The organism is Paenibacillus sp. FSL R5-0473 (assembly GCF_038004565.1).
GTDB lineage: Bacteria > Bacillota > Bacilli > Paenibacillales > Paenibacillaceae > Paenibacillus > Paenibacillus amylolyticus.
Genome location: NZ_JBBORL010000001.1, coordinates 1 through 13,466, shown reverse-complemented (window position 1 = coordinate 13,466; position 13,466 = coordinate 1). Strand labels below are relative to the sequence as shown.

General features: G+C 46.6%; 14 protein-coding genes. 4 read left to right on the top strand and 10 right to left on the bottom strand.

The features are described from left to right. Positions 1-3 precede the first annotated feature (3 nt). The 8 genes from MKY28_RS00070 to MKY28_RS00035 form a co-directional block, all read right to left on the bottom strand. Positions 4-1,752, bottom strand: a complete 1,749-nt coding sequence (locus MKY28_RS00070; RefSeq protein ID WP_076253553.1) for a sensor histidine kinase — start codon at positions 1,750-1,752, stop codon at positions 4-6. Beyond that, the gene (locus MKY28_RS00065) at positions 1,749-2,429 is read right to left on the bottom strand and encodes a response regulator transcription factor (protein ID WP_036606855.1); all 681 of its coding nucleotides are present in this window, start codon (positions 2,427-2,429) and stop codon (positions 1,749-1,751) included. Before MKY28_RS00065 ends, MKY28_RS00070 begins: the two co-directional genes overlap by 4 nt. A gap of 249 nt (positions 2,430-2,678) precedes the next feature. Then, a complete protein-coding gene (gene thiD / locus MKY28_RS00060) occupies positions 2,679-3,491 on the bottom strand; it encodes a bifunctional hydroxymethylpyrimidine kinase/phosphomethylpyrimidine kinase (RefSeq protein ID WP_017692191.1) in 813 nt (270 codons plus the stop codon). 105 nt (positions 3,492-3,596) lie between these two features. Then, positions 3,597-4,295: an ABC transporter permease gene (locus MKY28_RS00055; protein WP_076319681.1), complete on the bottom strand. Its 699-nt coding sequence runs from the start codon at positions 4,293-4,295 to the stop codon at positions 3,597-3,599. Continuing rightward, complete coding sequence (locus MKY28_RS00050) at positions 4,288-5,211, bottom strand: ABC transporter ATP-binding protein (protein ID WP_076319682.1); 924 nt, start codon at positions 5,209-5,211, stop codon at positions 4,288-4,290. The genes MKY28_RS00055 and MKY28_RS00050 overlap by 8 nt, the downstream gene beginning before the upstream one ends. Positions 5,212-5,338: 127 nt before the next feature. Then, positions 5,339-6,271, bottom strand: coding sequence for a sensor histidine kinase (locus MKY28_RS00045; RefSeq protein ID WP_076319683.1), 933 nt, complete (start codon positions 6,269-6,271; stop codon positions 5,339-5,341). Beyond that, positions 6,268-6,933 carry a response regulator transcription factor gene (locus MKY28_RS00040; protein WP_370739113.1) on the bottom strand — a complete coding sequence of 222 codons (666 nt, stop codon included), beginning with the start codon at positions 6,931-6,933 and terminating at the stop codon, positions 6,268-6,270. Before MKY28_RS00040 ends, MKY28_RS00045 begins: the two co-directional genes overlap by 4 nt. A 203-nt stretch (positions 6,934-7,136) precedes the next feature. Continuing rightward, positions 7,137-7,988: a DegV family protein gene (locus MKY28_RS00035; RefSeq protein WP_076319685.1), complete on the bottom strand. Its 852-nt coding sequence runs from the start codon at positions 7,986-7,988 to the stop codon at positions 7,137-7,139. Between the two features lie 305 nt (positions 7,989-8,293). Here MKY28_RS00035 and MKY28_RS00030 point away from each other — a divergent pair, with 305 nt between their 5' ends. The 4 genes from MKY28_RS00030 to MKY28_RS00015 all read left to right on the top strand — a co-directional run bounded on the left by MKY28_RS00030 (position 8,294) and on the right by MKY28_RS00015 (position 11,632). Beyond that, entirely contained in the window at positions 8,294-9,070 is a 777-nt protein-coding gene (locus tag MKY28_RS00030) for an ABC transporter permease (protein ID WP_036606839.1), read from the top strand. Beyond that, positions 9,067-9,867: an ABC transporter permease gene (locus MKY28_RS00025; protein ID WP_047841615.1), complete on the top strand. Its 801-nt coding sequence runs from the start codon at positions 9,067-9,069 to the stop codon at positions 9,865-9,867. The genes MKY28_RS00030 and MKY28_RS00025 overlap by 4 nt, the downstream gene beginning before the upstream one ends. A gap of 22 nt (positions 9,868-9,889) precedes the next feature. Further along, on the top strand, positions 9,890-10,858 hold the full coding sequence (locus tag MKY28_RS00020) for an ABC transporter ATP-binding protein (RefSeq protein ID WP_340937784.1): 969 nt from the start codon (positions 9,890-9,892) through the stop codon (positions 10,856-10,858). 96 nt (positions 10,859-10,954) lie between these two features. Then, positions 10,955-11,632, top strand: coding sequence for a succinylglutamate desuccinylase/aspartoacylase family protein (locus MKY28_RS00015; protein WP_340937783.1), 678 nt, complete (start codon positions 10,955-10,957; stop codon positions 11,630-11,632). A gap of 85 nt (positions 11,633-11,717) precedes the next feature. Here the strand turns inward: MKY28_RS00015 and MKY28_RS00010 are convergent, their stop codons facing one another. Both MKY28_RS00010 and tnpA read right to left on the bottom strand, forming a co-directional pair. Then, on the bottom strand, positions 11,718-12,773 hold the full coding sequence (locus tag MKY28_RS00010) for a serine hydrolase domain-containing protein (RefSeq protein WP_340028323.1): 1,056 nt from the start codon (positions 12,771-12,773) through the stop codon (positions 11,718-11,720). 281 nt (positions 12,774-13,054) lie between these two features. Further along, on the bottom strand, positions 13,055-13,466 hold a 412-nt coding region (tnpA, locus tag MKY28_RS00005; protein ID WP_340934267.1), incomplete at its 5' end, for an IS200/IS605 family transposase.

The window sequence follows — 13,466 nt, the reverse complement described above, 5'->3', positions numbered from 1 at the left end:
GTACTAGGCTTTAGGAAAAATAATATAAAAACGGACTCCATCCGGTGTATTCTCCACTCCATAACTGCACCCATGCAGATCAAGAATCTGCTTCGCAATGGCCAGACCAAGCCCGGTCCCCCCCATTTTACGATTACGTGAGCGCTCTACCCGATAGAACCTCTCCCATATATACTGCCGCTCAGCTTCAGCAATGTGCTCACCCTTGTTTTCAATGGAAATATGGACAAAACCTTCACGCCTGCTAATCTCAATAGTTATATCGGTATGTGGTATCGCATGACGTATAGCATTCATCATGATATTGAAAATAACTTGCTCCAGCTTGCTTCGGTCACCCTCAACCGTCTGTTCTGTTGTGGATACAAGCACCACATCCAATCCTTTGTCCTTTAGTTGCGGACCCAGACGGCCAGCGATATCTTCAATCATGTCAGCCAGTGCAACAGCATCCGTATTCAATTGAACCGCTGAGGATTCCAGTCGCACCAGATCCAGCATCTCTTCAACCATCGTTTCCATTTTGATCGTCTCATCGGCAATGATCTCAATGTAACGCTCACGTTTGCTCTCACTGACGCCATCCTTCAACCCTTCAGAATATCCCTTAATAATGCTGATTGGTGTCTTAAGTTCATGTGATGCATCGGCAAAAAACTTGCGCTGACGCTGTTCAATCTCCTGCTTCATTTCCATATCTGTACGCATCTGCGTGTTGGCCTGCCTCAGCTCTTCCAGTGTCTGACCCAAGGTTCCCGATAAGGCATTGAGGCTGTTAGACAGACTCCCGATCTCATCATTACGCCGGATGGGTGATTTCACCGTGAAATCCAGCGTAGACATTTTCTTGGCGACATGGTTCAAGGCCAAAAGCGGCTTCGTTATAATTCGGGACAGGAGCAACGCCAGCAACAGAATCAATATAAATGCCCCTATGCCAAAATACGCATAGAACAAACGTGTTGCCTCATTCGCTTCCCTCATCTCCTGTAGAGAGGTGAGCGAAAAGATCAGTTGTTGCTCGGGTCCGGAACGATGCACTGGAGCAATGGTGATGACATTGCGAACACCGCTCCAGCTATCCATCCATTCTTCATTGAGCATTTTGCCATTCGCCAAGGCAAGTTGGTCTTCGGTGGATAATGGGAACCGGCTATCCAGTGCTTGCACCAGCAGTCCCTGCCTTTGACTCCACGTTGCCAGATTGGGAAGAACGACCTCGGTTAATACGCCTGACCATTCCTTTACCGGTTCAATTGATTCCTGAAAGCTTTCTGTTCCCCATGCGGCGGAAGTGGCATCCTGGATTTTGAAAGGATAGACCATGGATTCGCTGGCCGGACCTTTCACCGTCAGTTCTTGCCCATATTTTAGATGGGATGTAATCCAGCCAGCATTCTCACTATTGATAAACAAGGACAAGGACACTTTCACGTGACTTCCATCCTCTTGAAGCAACGTAATGTGGAACGGGTCATTAACCAATCTTCCGGTATTCGTCAAAATGACCAGATGTGATTGATTCTGACGCATGAATTTCCCGGTCTCCTTGGCTAGCTGTAAATCACTCCAATGTCCATTGGAATATTGCTGTTCGAACTTGGACAGCTTTTTCTTCATACTGCTAACCTTTTGATGCTGATAGAAGTCAGGGAACCAGAACAACTGGGCAAAAACCGTCGTCCCATATAAAAGAACCAGACATCCTGCCATGACTAGGAAAAGCTTCATCGTTACGCCATTTCTTCTCATGCTTCTGCCTCGAAACGATATCCAGTGCCAATCACCGTCCGGATACACTTGGCTTCATCACCCAGTTTGCTGCGCAACTTCTTGATGTGGGTATCTACAACACGTGAGTCCCCTTCAAAATCAAATCCCCAGATCCGATTCAAAATGGCATCCCGGGACAACACAATGCCTGCATTACGTACCAAATAAAGCAACAGATCATATTCCTTTGGTGCAAGTTCCACTTCAATTCCGTCCTTCTCCAGACGTCTGGCCCATGGATCAAGGGTTACCTGTCCGAAGCGAATCACACCCTGCTCTCGTCCAAATGCACCTTCAACACGCTTCATTAATGTCTCTGCACGTGCAACCAGCACACGTGGACTAAACGGCTTGGTAACGTAATCGTCTACGCCCAGCTGAAATCCATGAATTTTATCGTCATCCTCGGACCGTGCAGTCAGCATGATAATAGGTACGGTGGATTGGGATCGAATATGCCCACATAACGTCCATCCATCCATTTCAGGCATCAAAACATCCAGAATAACCAGATCTACCTCATGCAGAGCCAACAGTTCCAGTGCCTGTACTCCATGTTCAGCTTCTATGACGTTCCATTGTTCTTTTATGAAATAATCGGCCACAATCTCACGAATGCGGCTTTCATCTTCCACCAGAAGCACTGTTCTGATCATGGCCGACTCTCCTTTTAGATTTCTGATGATAACATACCTATTCCATGTGTCGTTCATGTGTCCACACATGTTTTGGAATGCTCCCATGATATATACGATTAATATAAGCCAAAAGTTACTAATTTTTATAAAAATTCGCATAAAAAAGAAGCCATCAACGAGCAAGCTCCTGCTCATTGACAGCTACTTGAATGAAATCGAAGTGTGTTATCCAGAATTGATGCGCTACTGCGCGCTCCCTGGCAACACTTAACGTTGTTGCTCCAGACGGTGTGCCACATGCAGTGTCGGGCCAACAAAACGGTTCAGCGGGAATCCGCCGGCAATCGCTTTGGTCACGAAGGCTTTACCTTCACGAACAGCCTCTTTCACTGAAAGACCACGAGCCAATCCTGCGGTAATCGCCGCAGACGTTGTGCAGCCCGCACCATGAGTATATCCGGAGCCGACAACATCGGCTTCAAACCATTCGTAGTTGGTTCCATCATAGAGTAGATCCATTGCTTTACCCGGGCTAATGACACCTCTGTCCTTGATCAGAACATGTTTCGAGCCATGGGCATGAATTGCTGCTGCCGCTGCTTCCATTTGTTCCTTGGAGCGAATAGGTCCGCTCTTCGCCAGTTGGGATGCTTCGAACAGATTAGGTGTAACCAGATCAGCACCTGGCAACAGGAATTCGATCATCGCTTCCGTATTTTCCGGTTGCAGTACTTCGTCTGTACCTTTGCAGACCATTACCGGATCGATAACGATCTGTGGCAGACCGCTGCGGCGAATATGTTTTGCTACCAGTTCAATAATATCTACAGAACCGAGCATACCTGTCTTCATTGCATCGAAACCGATGCCGTCCAGAACCGTGCGAAGCTGCGCTTCAACCACATTTAATTCAACAGGAAAGACCTGGTGATCCCATGTTTCGGGCTCCATTGCCACAACCGTAGTCAGTACGGTCATGCCATACACACCCAGCTCCTGAAAAGTTTTCAAATCAGCTTGAATACCTGCACCGCCGCTCGTGTCCGAACCAGCTATTGTTAATGTTTTTGGAATCGTCATGGTAGTTGCATTCTCCTTCGTGTCTCAGTTGACATTATCCTATCCCTTGTACGAGCGGATGTCAATGGCATCTGAAGCCATACAGAGCATGGTTTTCCGAATGATTCAGTTCACATCTTTTGTCTCCAGACGAACCATGGACATCGAAGCAATCCATATCCCTATTGCTCCAAGGGTCAGAGGGATAATAATAAGCGAATGAATGGAAACTTCCGACCCGTTGAATCCGGAGCAGACAATCGAAACCAGCAAAATGGACGAGACCATTGTAGTTGTAACAGAATGCTTACGCATACCGAAGAATAGGGGAATGAGTGCCATACACGCAGCCGATAAAGAACTTATACTGTACTTCACCAGAAGTCCCAATATATCCCGATTCGTCAGTGATTCAGGAATGAAGGAGTAGAATTGATTAACAATCAACAATAGTGAGCCCATGAACAGATCGTTAACCATAATCATCACAAATGTAAAACCAAACACGATAATCAATTTGGCAGCGATGATTTTATGACGCTGGATGGGATAGGTGAACATGACGTTCATCGTTTTATTTCTATACTCACTGATCACCAGCTTGGATAATAAAGCTCCTGCAAATATGATAAAGGTCGCTCTCACAAACGTATCAATAATCATAAAGGCGGTCTGGTAATCGGCATAGGCATAATCTTCTGCTCCCACATCCACGAATCCAATCATGATCAGGAAAAGAAGAATGGCTATGCTGGCAATACCTGCACCTGCAAAATTACGTGCAAAACGGTGCTTCCGCATCTCAAGTCTGATTAGTTTAAGCAACGTCTTCATCCCCTTTCACAAGCTTCATGAAGTGTTCTTCCAGGGAATGAGCCCGTTTGGATATCGATTCGATCTCAATGCCATGCTGAATCAGCTTGGTGTTCAGTTCCGATGGAATGATTCCCGGATCATAGATGCGTAACGTTTGGTTATCAACCAGTTTATAATTACTCAAACCAAGCTGGTGTTCAATGACATAGGTCGCTTTGCGGATATCCACCGCCTGTAACTCGATGTACTCATTTTGACTTCCACGAATGCTCTCCATCGATACTTCCTCCACCAAGCGACCGCCGCGAATGACACCAACTGTGTCCGCAATCTGCTCTATCTCGCCAAGAATGTGACTGGAGACCAGCAGGGTAATGCGATACTCATTGCTAAGGCGCTTGAACAAATCTCGCATCTCCCGAATCCCTACAGGATCCAATCCGTTGATCGGTTCATCCAGAATGAGCAGTTCAGGTGTGGTTATTAGTGCACGAGCCAGTCCGAGCCTTTGCTTCATGCCCAAGGAGAAGTCTTTGACCGGTTTCTTGCCCGTATCCTTCAGCCCTACCATTTCCATCGTGTTGTCGATGATCTTTTTGTTGTAGAATCCCATGTATTCACAGTGAAGTTCCAGATTCTCGCGAGCAGACAGTCTATCGTAGAAAAAAGGATATTCAATAATGCTGCCCATTCGCTTCAGCACTTCATACGAGGTCGGCGTAAGCTTCTCCCCAAACAGTTCTATCTCCCCTGTGGTTGGTTTGACGAGATTGGTGAGCATCTTCATGATGGTTGTTTTACCAGCACCATTTGGACCGAGGAATCCATAGATCTCACCTTGCTTAATATTCATATTGACGTTGGATACAACCTCCACCCCTTCATATACTTTGGTCACATCTATTGTTCGTGCGATATAATTCATCGTCCTTGTTCTCCTTTACGTCCCCTGTCCGGGTTCCTATATCTATATTGTAAAGAGAAAAGTCTTCTTTTTTATTAATCAAATCTTACAAATACCTTAAGTCTGACCGGACACGCCAACGCAGGGTCTAACATGCCTTTAAGGTAACCGAGAATACAGTCCGTTGATGTGGCACACTATGCAAGTGAATACTTCCACCCATCCGCTCAACTAGCCGTTTCGTAATAGTCAGACCAAGGCCACTGCCTTGATAGAGTCGATTGCGGGAATCCTCCAGTGTATACATTCGTTCAAACACACGACTATGCTCGCTCTCAGGAATCCCTTTTCCCTGGTCCCAGATCTGTAGCGTCACAGGTGCACCTATCGAATGATCCAGTGAAAGCCCCAGTACCTTACCATCTGCCCCGTATTTCATTCCATTGGTAATGAGATTATCCAGCACACGGTCCAATGCTTCTTCATTCGCTTGCACGAAGAGATCACCATCAGGTATCTCCAGCTCCACGTGCAACCCCAGATTCGTCAACATTTCATAAAAGGAAAGCATCTTCAACCGGCATAATTCGCTTATATTCACTCGACTAAGCACTAGCTCCGTGTCTCCAGATTCCAGCTTTGCCAGATCAAAAAAGGAATGGATCAAACGCAGCACTTCCTGCGCCTTATCTTGTATTTTCTCCGTCATAATCTTACGTTCCTGATCGGTCAGTGATGAACTGTGCAGCAAGGTCTCACTATAACCCATCACAACCGTGAGTGGCGTTTTCAGATCATGAGAAATGTTGGAGAGCATATTACGCATCTCCTTCTCCTGGTTCGTATAACCAGCCTTCGCGCGGTGCGCATAGTCCAGCAGCTGGTTCATATCTTTCAGAAGCTGGCTAACTTGATCATCACTGTTGAATACGAGTAAGCGCTCAAAGGTGCCTTGATCCAGGATATCGGATATTTTGTGATGAATATAGGACAGGTGTTGACTGCGTTTCCGCAATCTCATCCACAACCCAATGACTACAATGGCCAGAATAGCTGTTGTACTGGCAAAAATCAGTGTCATCCCTGCTCCGCCTCCAGCTTATATCCGATGCCCCAGAGTGTCTTGATATACTGGGGAGCCGAAGGGTCTGCCTCCAGTTTCTCACGCAGACGACGCATATGTACGTTAATGATATTTTCGTCTCCATAATAATGATCGTTCCAGACGGAAGCGTAGATCTGGGCCTTGGTGAACACTTTGCCAGGATGGGTAACCAATAGCTTCAGAATTCCAAATTCCTTGGATGTCAGCTTGACGGGTGTACCTTCACGTTCCACCTCGTACGTCTCCATGTCAACTACGAGTCCTCCAATGTGAATACGTTGATCTTTAGCCACTTCAGCCACAGGCTGAGTAGTATAATTGGCGCGGCGAATCGCAGCTTTGATGCGGGCAGTCAGTTCTATTAACGAGAAAGGTTTGCTCAAGTAATCATCTGCACCGAAGCCCAGACCTAATGCTTTGTCCACCTCCCCATCCTTCGCAGACAGAATGAGCACAGGGACCAGACTGACTGCCCGAATGGTTTGAAGCACATCCATCCCACTTTTGCGGGGCAGCATCAGATCCAGAATAACCAGATCATACACGGGTTGTGACTGGCTGAACTGACGTTCTGCCTCTAAGCCGTCATATGCATAAGTGACGTCGTAGCCCTCTTTTTCCAAGTACGGCCCGACCATCTCACTAATTGAACGATCATCTTCAACAAGCAACAAGCGGTGACTTAACACATGCTTCCCTCCAACATGAACAGTTTTCTTTATTACCTCACAGTTTGTTTGAATTGGCAATGACATACGAAAAAACCTGACAGGAGCACCACTTTGGTATAAGTGTGTTTCCTGCCAGGTCTATGAGTGTCTGTAGATCAATGCTGGTGCTTCTAGTCTCTATATCCGTTCTCACTGTGGATCCAGCACAGTCCAATGGTTCCTGCACCTGCATGAATACTCACCACAGGGATAAACGGCATGATTTCGGTCTTTAATCTAGGCAGCAGAGCTGCAATCTGTTTTTTGATTGTAACGGCTTCTTCCTGATTGTTCGCATGCATAATGCACACATGTTTTACTTTCTCCATATCCAGCTTGAGCATATCCAGCATACGATCTTTTGTCCGCTTGAACGTGCGAATCTTCTCATTCACAACCACTTTTCCCTCTTCGAATCGAAGCAACAGGTGGATCTTGAGCAGTTGACTGATGATCAGCTGTGTGCCGGACACCCGTCCACTGCGATGAAGATGCTGCAGACTGGCCGGTATGAGGTAAAAGGACATGTTATCAATCATCTGTTCAATGTTTACTTTGATCTCGGCAGCGGAACATCCCTGCTTCTGCCATTCCAGTCCTTGCATAATCATCTCACGGTGAGGATAGGCACCTGCCTTCGAATCAATTGCGGTCACCGTCACTCCTGCAATCTCTGCAGCCTGCATGGACGTATGCAGCGTTCCGCTAAGCTCTGTAGAGCAATGAATCGTAATAATCTCATCGTACTTGTCTTTGAGCGACTCATACAGTTCAATGAATTCGCCAATGGGTGGCTGCGAACTGCTCGCACGTGAAGCCTCCGCAAGTTTCTCATAGAACATTTCAGATGTAATGTCATCGGTTTCCCGGTAACATTCCTCTCCAAATACGATGCGCAGCGGTACGATGTAGATATGATTTTGCTCCGCAAAAACGGGATCCAGTGTACTGGTACTATCGGTGACCCATGCAATTTTCTTCATGACATCCTTCTCTCTTGCCGGATTGTTCGTTCTGTATCCTCAATCGTCAAGCACAAGCCCGGCGGTTTATTTAAAATTTGAATATTTCACATTGTAAACGTTTGCGATACTACCTCTCAATTATAAATGAACGGACAGACCGTTGTCTTGTGGCGCAATCATGAACACCCCTGTTAATACCATTATTAGCTAAAAAAATGTCTTGCCTGTGAAGGAATAAATTGGTATGCTGTTGTCCTTCTCTCTTTTTCGCCTTGACTGAAGTGAACGGAAACGCCGTTCAATCCACTTATCGGAGGTGTCACATGCTTTATTTCACTCTGGCTTCCAAAGCCTACTCCCGGAATCTGCAATACCGCGGGGCACACATGGTACATAACTTGGCAAGCGCCATGTTTGGTTACATGTATGCCTGCCTCTGGATCGGCATCGGGGCCGACCATACTCTCGGAGAATATGGGACACAGGGAATGATCAGTTATATTGCGTTCACGCAATCCTCTCTCTGGATCTCGGGTTTTCTCACGAACGGATTGGGTATTCCCTTATCCGTCAGGACAGGGCAGATCGCACTGGATCTGATGAGGCCTGTTCATCTGTTCACCCACCTGATGGCACGCGAATGGGGGCAGATTGCCTACCAGTTCGTGTACAAAAGTATTCCGATCTACCTGCTCTTCTCCATTGTCTTTTCCCTGCATTGGCCCTCAGACGTTTCAACACTATTCTATGCCGCACTTGGTCTTGCCGGCGCCGCATACTTGTCCATCTGTATGAACTACATCATTGGTGCCACGTCGATGTGGACCACGGAGTCCTCTTGGCTTCACTGGGGAAATCACGCGATGATGAATCTGCTGGCTGGTTTTTTCATTCCGCTGGAATGGCTACCGAACTGGCTTGAACAACTTGCCTGGATATCACCCTACCCTTTCCTGCTCTATGTACCTACCCGAATCTATCTTGGTTTCGAAGATGGCTCCTTGTTATGGGGAACCTTGCTTTGGTGTGTCTTTATGACGTTGATCTGTCTTGCAATCACCCAAGTGTTACGTCGTAAAGTGGAGGTACAAGGCGGATGAAGCGAACTTCCTGGTTCAATTTATATAAAATGCTCATTCGAACAAGCATCCGCAGTCGGATGCAATACAAGTTCAATTTCATCATGGCGTCCGTACTGGCCGCTTTAATTCAGATCTCCGAGTTTCTGATGGTTGCTCTCGTGTTGCACAAATTCGGAGCAATTAAAGGCTGGTCCCTCCATGAGATCGGTTATCTCTTCGCCATCATGACGTTATCCAAAACACTGTATCGAACATTCGGAAACGAAGTTCATCATCTGGAAAAATATCTGGTTAATGGTGAGCTTGATCAACTGTTAACACGTCCCATGCCCGTATTGCTGGCACTGCTGCCGCAAAACTTCCGCATCATGGCTGGGGAAGTCCTGCAAGGCGGGTTCATTCTCTGCTGGTCAGTGGCAGGCATGATGCATAGCGGACAGATTGGCTGGATCGCCATTCCCTTCTCACTGCTCATTATCCTGACGGGCGCAGTCATTCTCTTTTCCATCGGACTTGCTACCGCCACACTGGGATTCTGGACCACACGTATCGAGGAATTACAGACGATCACTGAGGATGCAGCACGAACAGCTGCCCAATATCCGCTAACGTTATATCCCAAATGGATGTCTGGCATTCTGCTAACGGTGATTCCGGTGGGATTCGTCAACTACATTCCGTCACTTTACCTACTACGGGGTGAAGGAGGAGCGTGGATTCTTGTTGCTGTTGCGGCGGTTGCCGTACTGAGTTTGGCTGCAAGTCTGCGTTTCTGGCAATTCGGCATGACCAAATATCAAAGTACAGGTAGCTAAGGAGGCGAAACGAATCATGAACATGATCACAGCACGGCATCTGCAAAAGGAATTCAAAACTCCTGTTATTCGCGAAGGACGTTTCTCCGGTCTACGTACGTTATTTTCACGTGAGTATGTGTCCAAGGAAGCGGTACGCGATATCAGTTTTGATATCGGCCCAGGGGAGTTTGTGGGTTACATCGGTCCGAACGGGGCTGGCAAGTCTACCACGATCAAAATGCTGACAGGTATTCTGCACCCAACCTCGGGTGAGGTAAGGCTTGACGGTATGAACCCGCATCAGGACAGGCGCAGGACCGTTGGTCGACTGGGCGTTGTGTTTGGACAGCGCAGTCAGCTCTGGTGGGATCTGCCCGTGAAAGATTCATATGATATTCTAGCCGAGATGTACGGTGTCAGTGCCGAGGATAAAAAGAAACGACTGTCCCAGTTCGCCGAGCTGCTGGACCTTGAATCGTTCTGGGCCACGCCTGTCCGCAAGCTCTCGCTTGGGCAACGCATGCGTGCCGATCTCGCAGCTTCCATGCTGCATGATCCCGAACTGCTTTTTCTCGATGAACCAACGATTGGACTGGATGTGAACGCAAAGCGGAACATTCGTCAATTTCTACGAACATTAAATGAAACGTTTGGCAAAACGATTTTGCTGACCACACATGACATGGACGACATTGAGCAGTTATGCAGCCGGGTCATGGTGATTAACCATGGTCAACTGACATATGACGGCACGATCTCGTCACTTCGCGAAACCATCGGACTACCTACGCTGATTCGGGTAACGTTCCGAGGAGCGTTTCACATCCCGGATGTTATATCGTCCGCGATACATATTACAGGAGTGGAAGGGCAAATTGTCACCGTCGAAGTGAACCGGAAGGAATGGAGCACAATGGACATTCTGAAACAATTGGAGCACTGGGGTGAGATTGAAGATGTAGAGATGAAAGAACCTGATTTTGAAGATATCATTCATCGGGTGTATTAGTCGGCCCATTTTGTGAGGAAATAGGATGAAGGCCTGTTCTTACGCCGTTACATGAAAGAGGGACATGGCGTACTGTAATAACGGAGGTGAAGCGTCATTCTTGTGACCAAACATGTCCTTCTAGCATCCACCGTACACGCTACTCCCTACTTCATTGTACGTGGCATGATGCCGGGACCCGTGATGTTCATTACATCCGGGGTTCACGGGAATGAAACGGCGAGTATGGCCGCTGCGCAAAAACTCGCAGATGATATTGCGACAGGTCGTCACGCCATTCAGCGAGGGCTGTTAATTATCATGCCACGCGTGAACCAGCAAGCCTACGCTAAGAAAATCAGAGGCAAGCCAGATCTGAATCGTACGTTTCCACGCCGTATGTCAGGCAAGGCCAAGCATCCGCTCGCTGCGGCAGTTTTTCAGCTGGCGCGTGAACATCGGGCCGACTGGTGGGTTGATCTGCATGAAGTCAACGGCCTGTCACAGCTTAGTTCACGGGTGCTTGGACAGACGTTGATCACCAATCCCGGCAGTGGGACGATTCCAGCTTGCAGAAGAGTTATCGAACGGATGAATCGGTCGATTGCCATTCGTGATCGTCATTTTAACCTCAAGCAGCATGAATTGCCGGGATCTGCCCGTACAGCGGCTTCAAGACTATTACAAGCCCGTTCCGTCACGGTGGAGACCTGTTGGAGTCTGAAACGCTCAACCCGTATCAAGTATCAGACGAAGATTGTGCACCATTTTCTGCGTGAAGCGGGTATGTCATGATCAAGACTATTAAGATAGAACGAAAAAAACCTCCAACAGAGAGCGCCGAAGTACATCCTCAGGCGATCTCTATTGGAGGTTTTTTTTATCTCTGCATCATGGCTTCCAGTATTTTATTACCCACGGGATCCAGCGGCATGAGTGGATAAAGGTCTTTTTTAGTTATAAACTTGAATATCGCATCCAGATACTCATCCACAATTGAGGCTGATCCAAAACAATAATTGGACAATAATACGATGCCTATACCCTGTTCCTTGTTTATAGCCAAATAACTGGAGAAACCAAATGTGCCACCGTTATGCCAGAGTATATTCTGATCTGAGATGTTATCACTAAACCAGGCGTAATGATGAGTCGAATCTCCAATCATTACAGGCATGTGACTTTGTTGCATTGCAGAGGCTGGCGGATGATCTTCATTCAGATTGGCCTGTACAAATAAACACATATCGTAAAGAGATGACTTGATTGCCCCTGCCCCTTCATGTACACCAGTATCCCAGTGAGGCATATTTTTCCCCGTTGACGTATGTCCATCCACAAATCTGCCATTCTGTTCTGCATTCAGCATAACAGCTGTCTCCGTCATGTTTAATGGACCTGTGATATTTTTTTTCAGCAGATCGTCATATGTACTGCCTGATACTTTACATAGGATATAACCAAGTAAGCCCACGCCGGTATTGGAATACTCAAATGAACCCATCTGATCCGTAAAGTCAGCATCCGATAAAAAAGCAAGTAAATCATCCTCCGTATAATTTGAATACGGATTGTATCGATTTTTCTTCGAGGACAGGTTTGTGGCAACTCCGGGTAATCCAGAGGTATGCGTTGCAAGACTTTTTAAGGTAACCTTATTCAAATAATCGTTTTTACCGTTGTGTATGTACTTGCCAACCGTGTCATCCGCGGAAAGCTGCTGTTGACGCTCCAATTCTAATAGAAGGATCGATGTAAAAAGTTTGGTTACAGAGCCGATTTCGAACAACCTATGTTCAGGAGCAGCCACACTCTTCTTTTTGGGATTGCCCAATGAATGATATTCGATATCTCCCTTTGTAATGATGCCAATCTCAAGATGCAGATGTTTCTTTCCTTTGATGTAATCGGATACAAAACCTTGTAAATCCCTCATAGAAAATGTTACTCCTCTTGTGGTGTGAATTTCATTATTGAAATCACGTTAACCACCATTATGTATTGGCAAACTACACTATGTATTCTTTCTAAATCTCCGATTCCCTGCTCAATAGTCCACGCCTGTTTTCTCCTAAATCAGGACCACCCGTCCAACGGGTGGTTTGCTCTTGGGGTATAACCCCCTGTTGCCAAACTGCGCCTAAAGACGCTAGCCTGACAGCAGGGCTGTTCAGGCTCAGTGTTATTTGTCACTTTCACTCACCAGTTAAACTGGTTTTACTTCTTTTTGCTCCGATTACTGCTGAATGGATCTTCGTATTCTTTTACACTCAGCTTATCTAACGCTTGATCATGTGCTTCTTGTTCACGAATATACTTTCTTACCGTTGCTTCATTTAGACCCACTGTACTCACATAGTACCCTTCTGCCCAAAACTTTCGATTTCCATATTTATACTTGAGCTGGGCATGCTTCTCGAATATCATTAGTGAACTTTTCCCCTTTAGATATCCCATGAACGTGGAGACTGCCATTTTCGGTGGAATCGCTACCAACATGTGAACATGATCGGGCATCATGTGACCTTCTATAATTTCTACTCCCTTGTACTTACACAGACGTTTGAAAATTTCGATTAAATCTTTTCTCACTTGATTATAGATTTCTTTCCGTCTATACTTCGGGGTG

Excerpts from the sequence above, each read along its gene's own strand:
- MKY28_RS00050 (WP_076319682.1), bottom strand. The coding sequence starts at position 5,211 with ATGAATTATATCGCACGAACAATAGATGTGACCAAAGTATATGAAGGG.
- MKY28_RS00030 (WP_036606839.1), top strand. The coding sequence starts at position 8,294 with ATGCTTTATTTCACTCTGGCTTCCAAAGCCTACTCCCGGAATCTGCAA.
- MKY28_RS00040 (WP_370739113.1), bottom strand. The coding sequence starts at position 6,933 with ATGGTCGGGCCGTACTTGGAAAAAGAGGGCTACGACGTCACTTATGCA.
- MKY28_RS00020 (WP_340937784.1), top strand. The coding sequence starts at position 9,890 with ATGATCACAGCACGGCATCTGCAAAAGGAATTCAAAACTCCTGTTATT.
- MKY28_RS00035 (WP_076319685.1), bottom strand. The coding sequence starts at position 7,988 with ATGAAGAAAATTGCATGGGTCACCGATAGTACCAGTACACTGGATCCC.
- thiD (WP_017692191.1), bottom strand. The coding sequence starts at position 3,491 with ATGACGATTCCAAAAACATTAACAATAGCTGGTTCGGACACGAGCGGC.
- MKY28_RS00025 (WP_047841615.1), top strand. The coding sequence starts at position 9,067 with ATGAAGCGAACTTCCTGGTTCAATTTATATAAAATGCTCATTCGAACA.
- MKY28_RS00070 (WP_076253553.1), bottom strand. The coding sequence starts at position 1,752 with ATGAGAAGAAATGGCGTAACGATGAAGCTTTTCCTAGTCATGGCAGGA.
- MKY28_RS00010 (WP_340028323.1), bottom strand. The coding sequence starts at position 12,773 with ATGAGGGATTTACAAGGTTTTGTATCCGATTACATCAAAGGAAAGAAA.
- MKY28_RS00045 (WP_076319683.1), bottom strand. The coding sequence starts at position 6,271 with ATGACACTGATTTTTGCCAGTACAACAGCTATTCTGGCCATTGTAGTC.
- MKY28_RS00065 (WP_036606855.1), bottom strand. The coding sequence starts at position 2,429 with ATGATCAGAACAGTGCTTCTGGTGGAAGATGAAAGCCGCATTCGTGAG.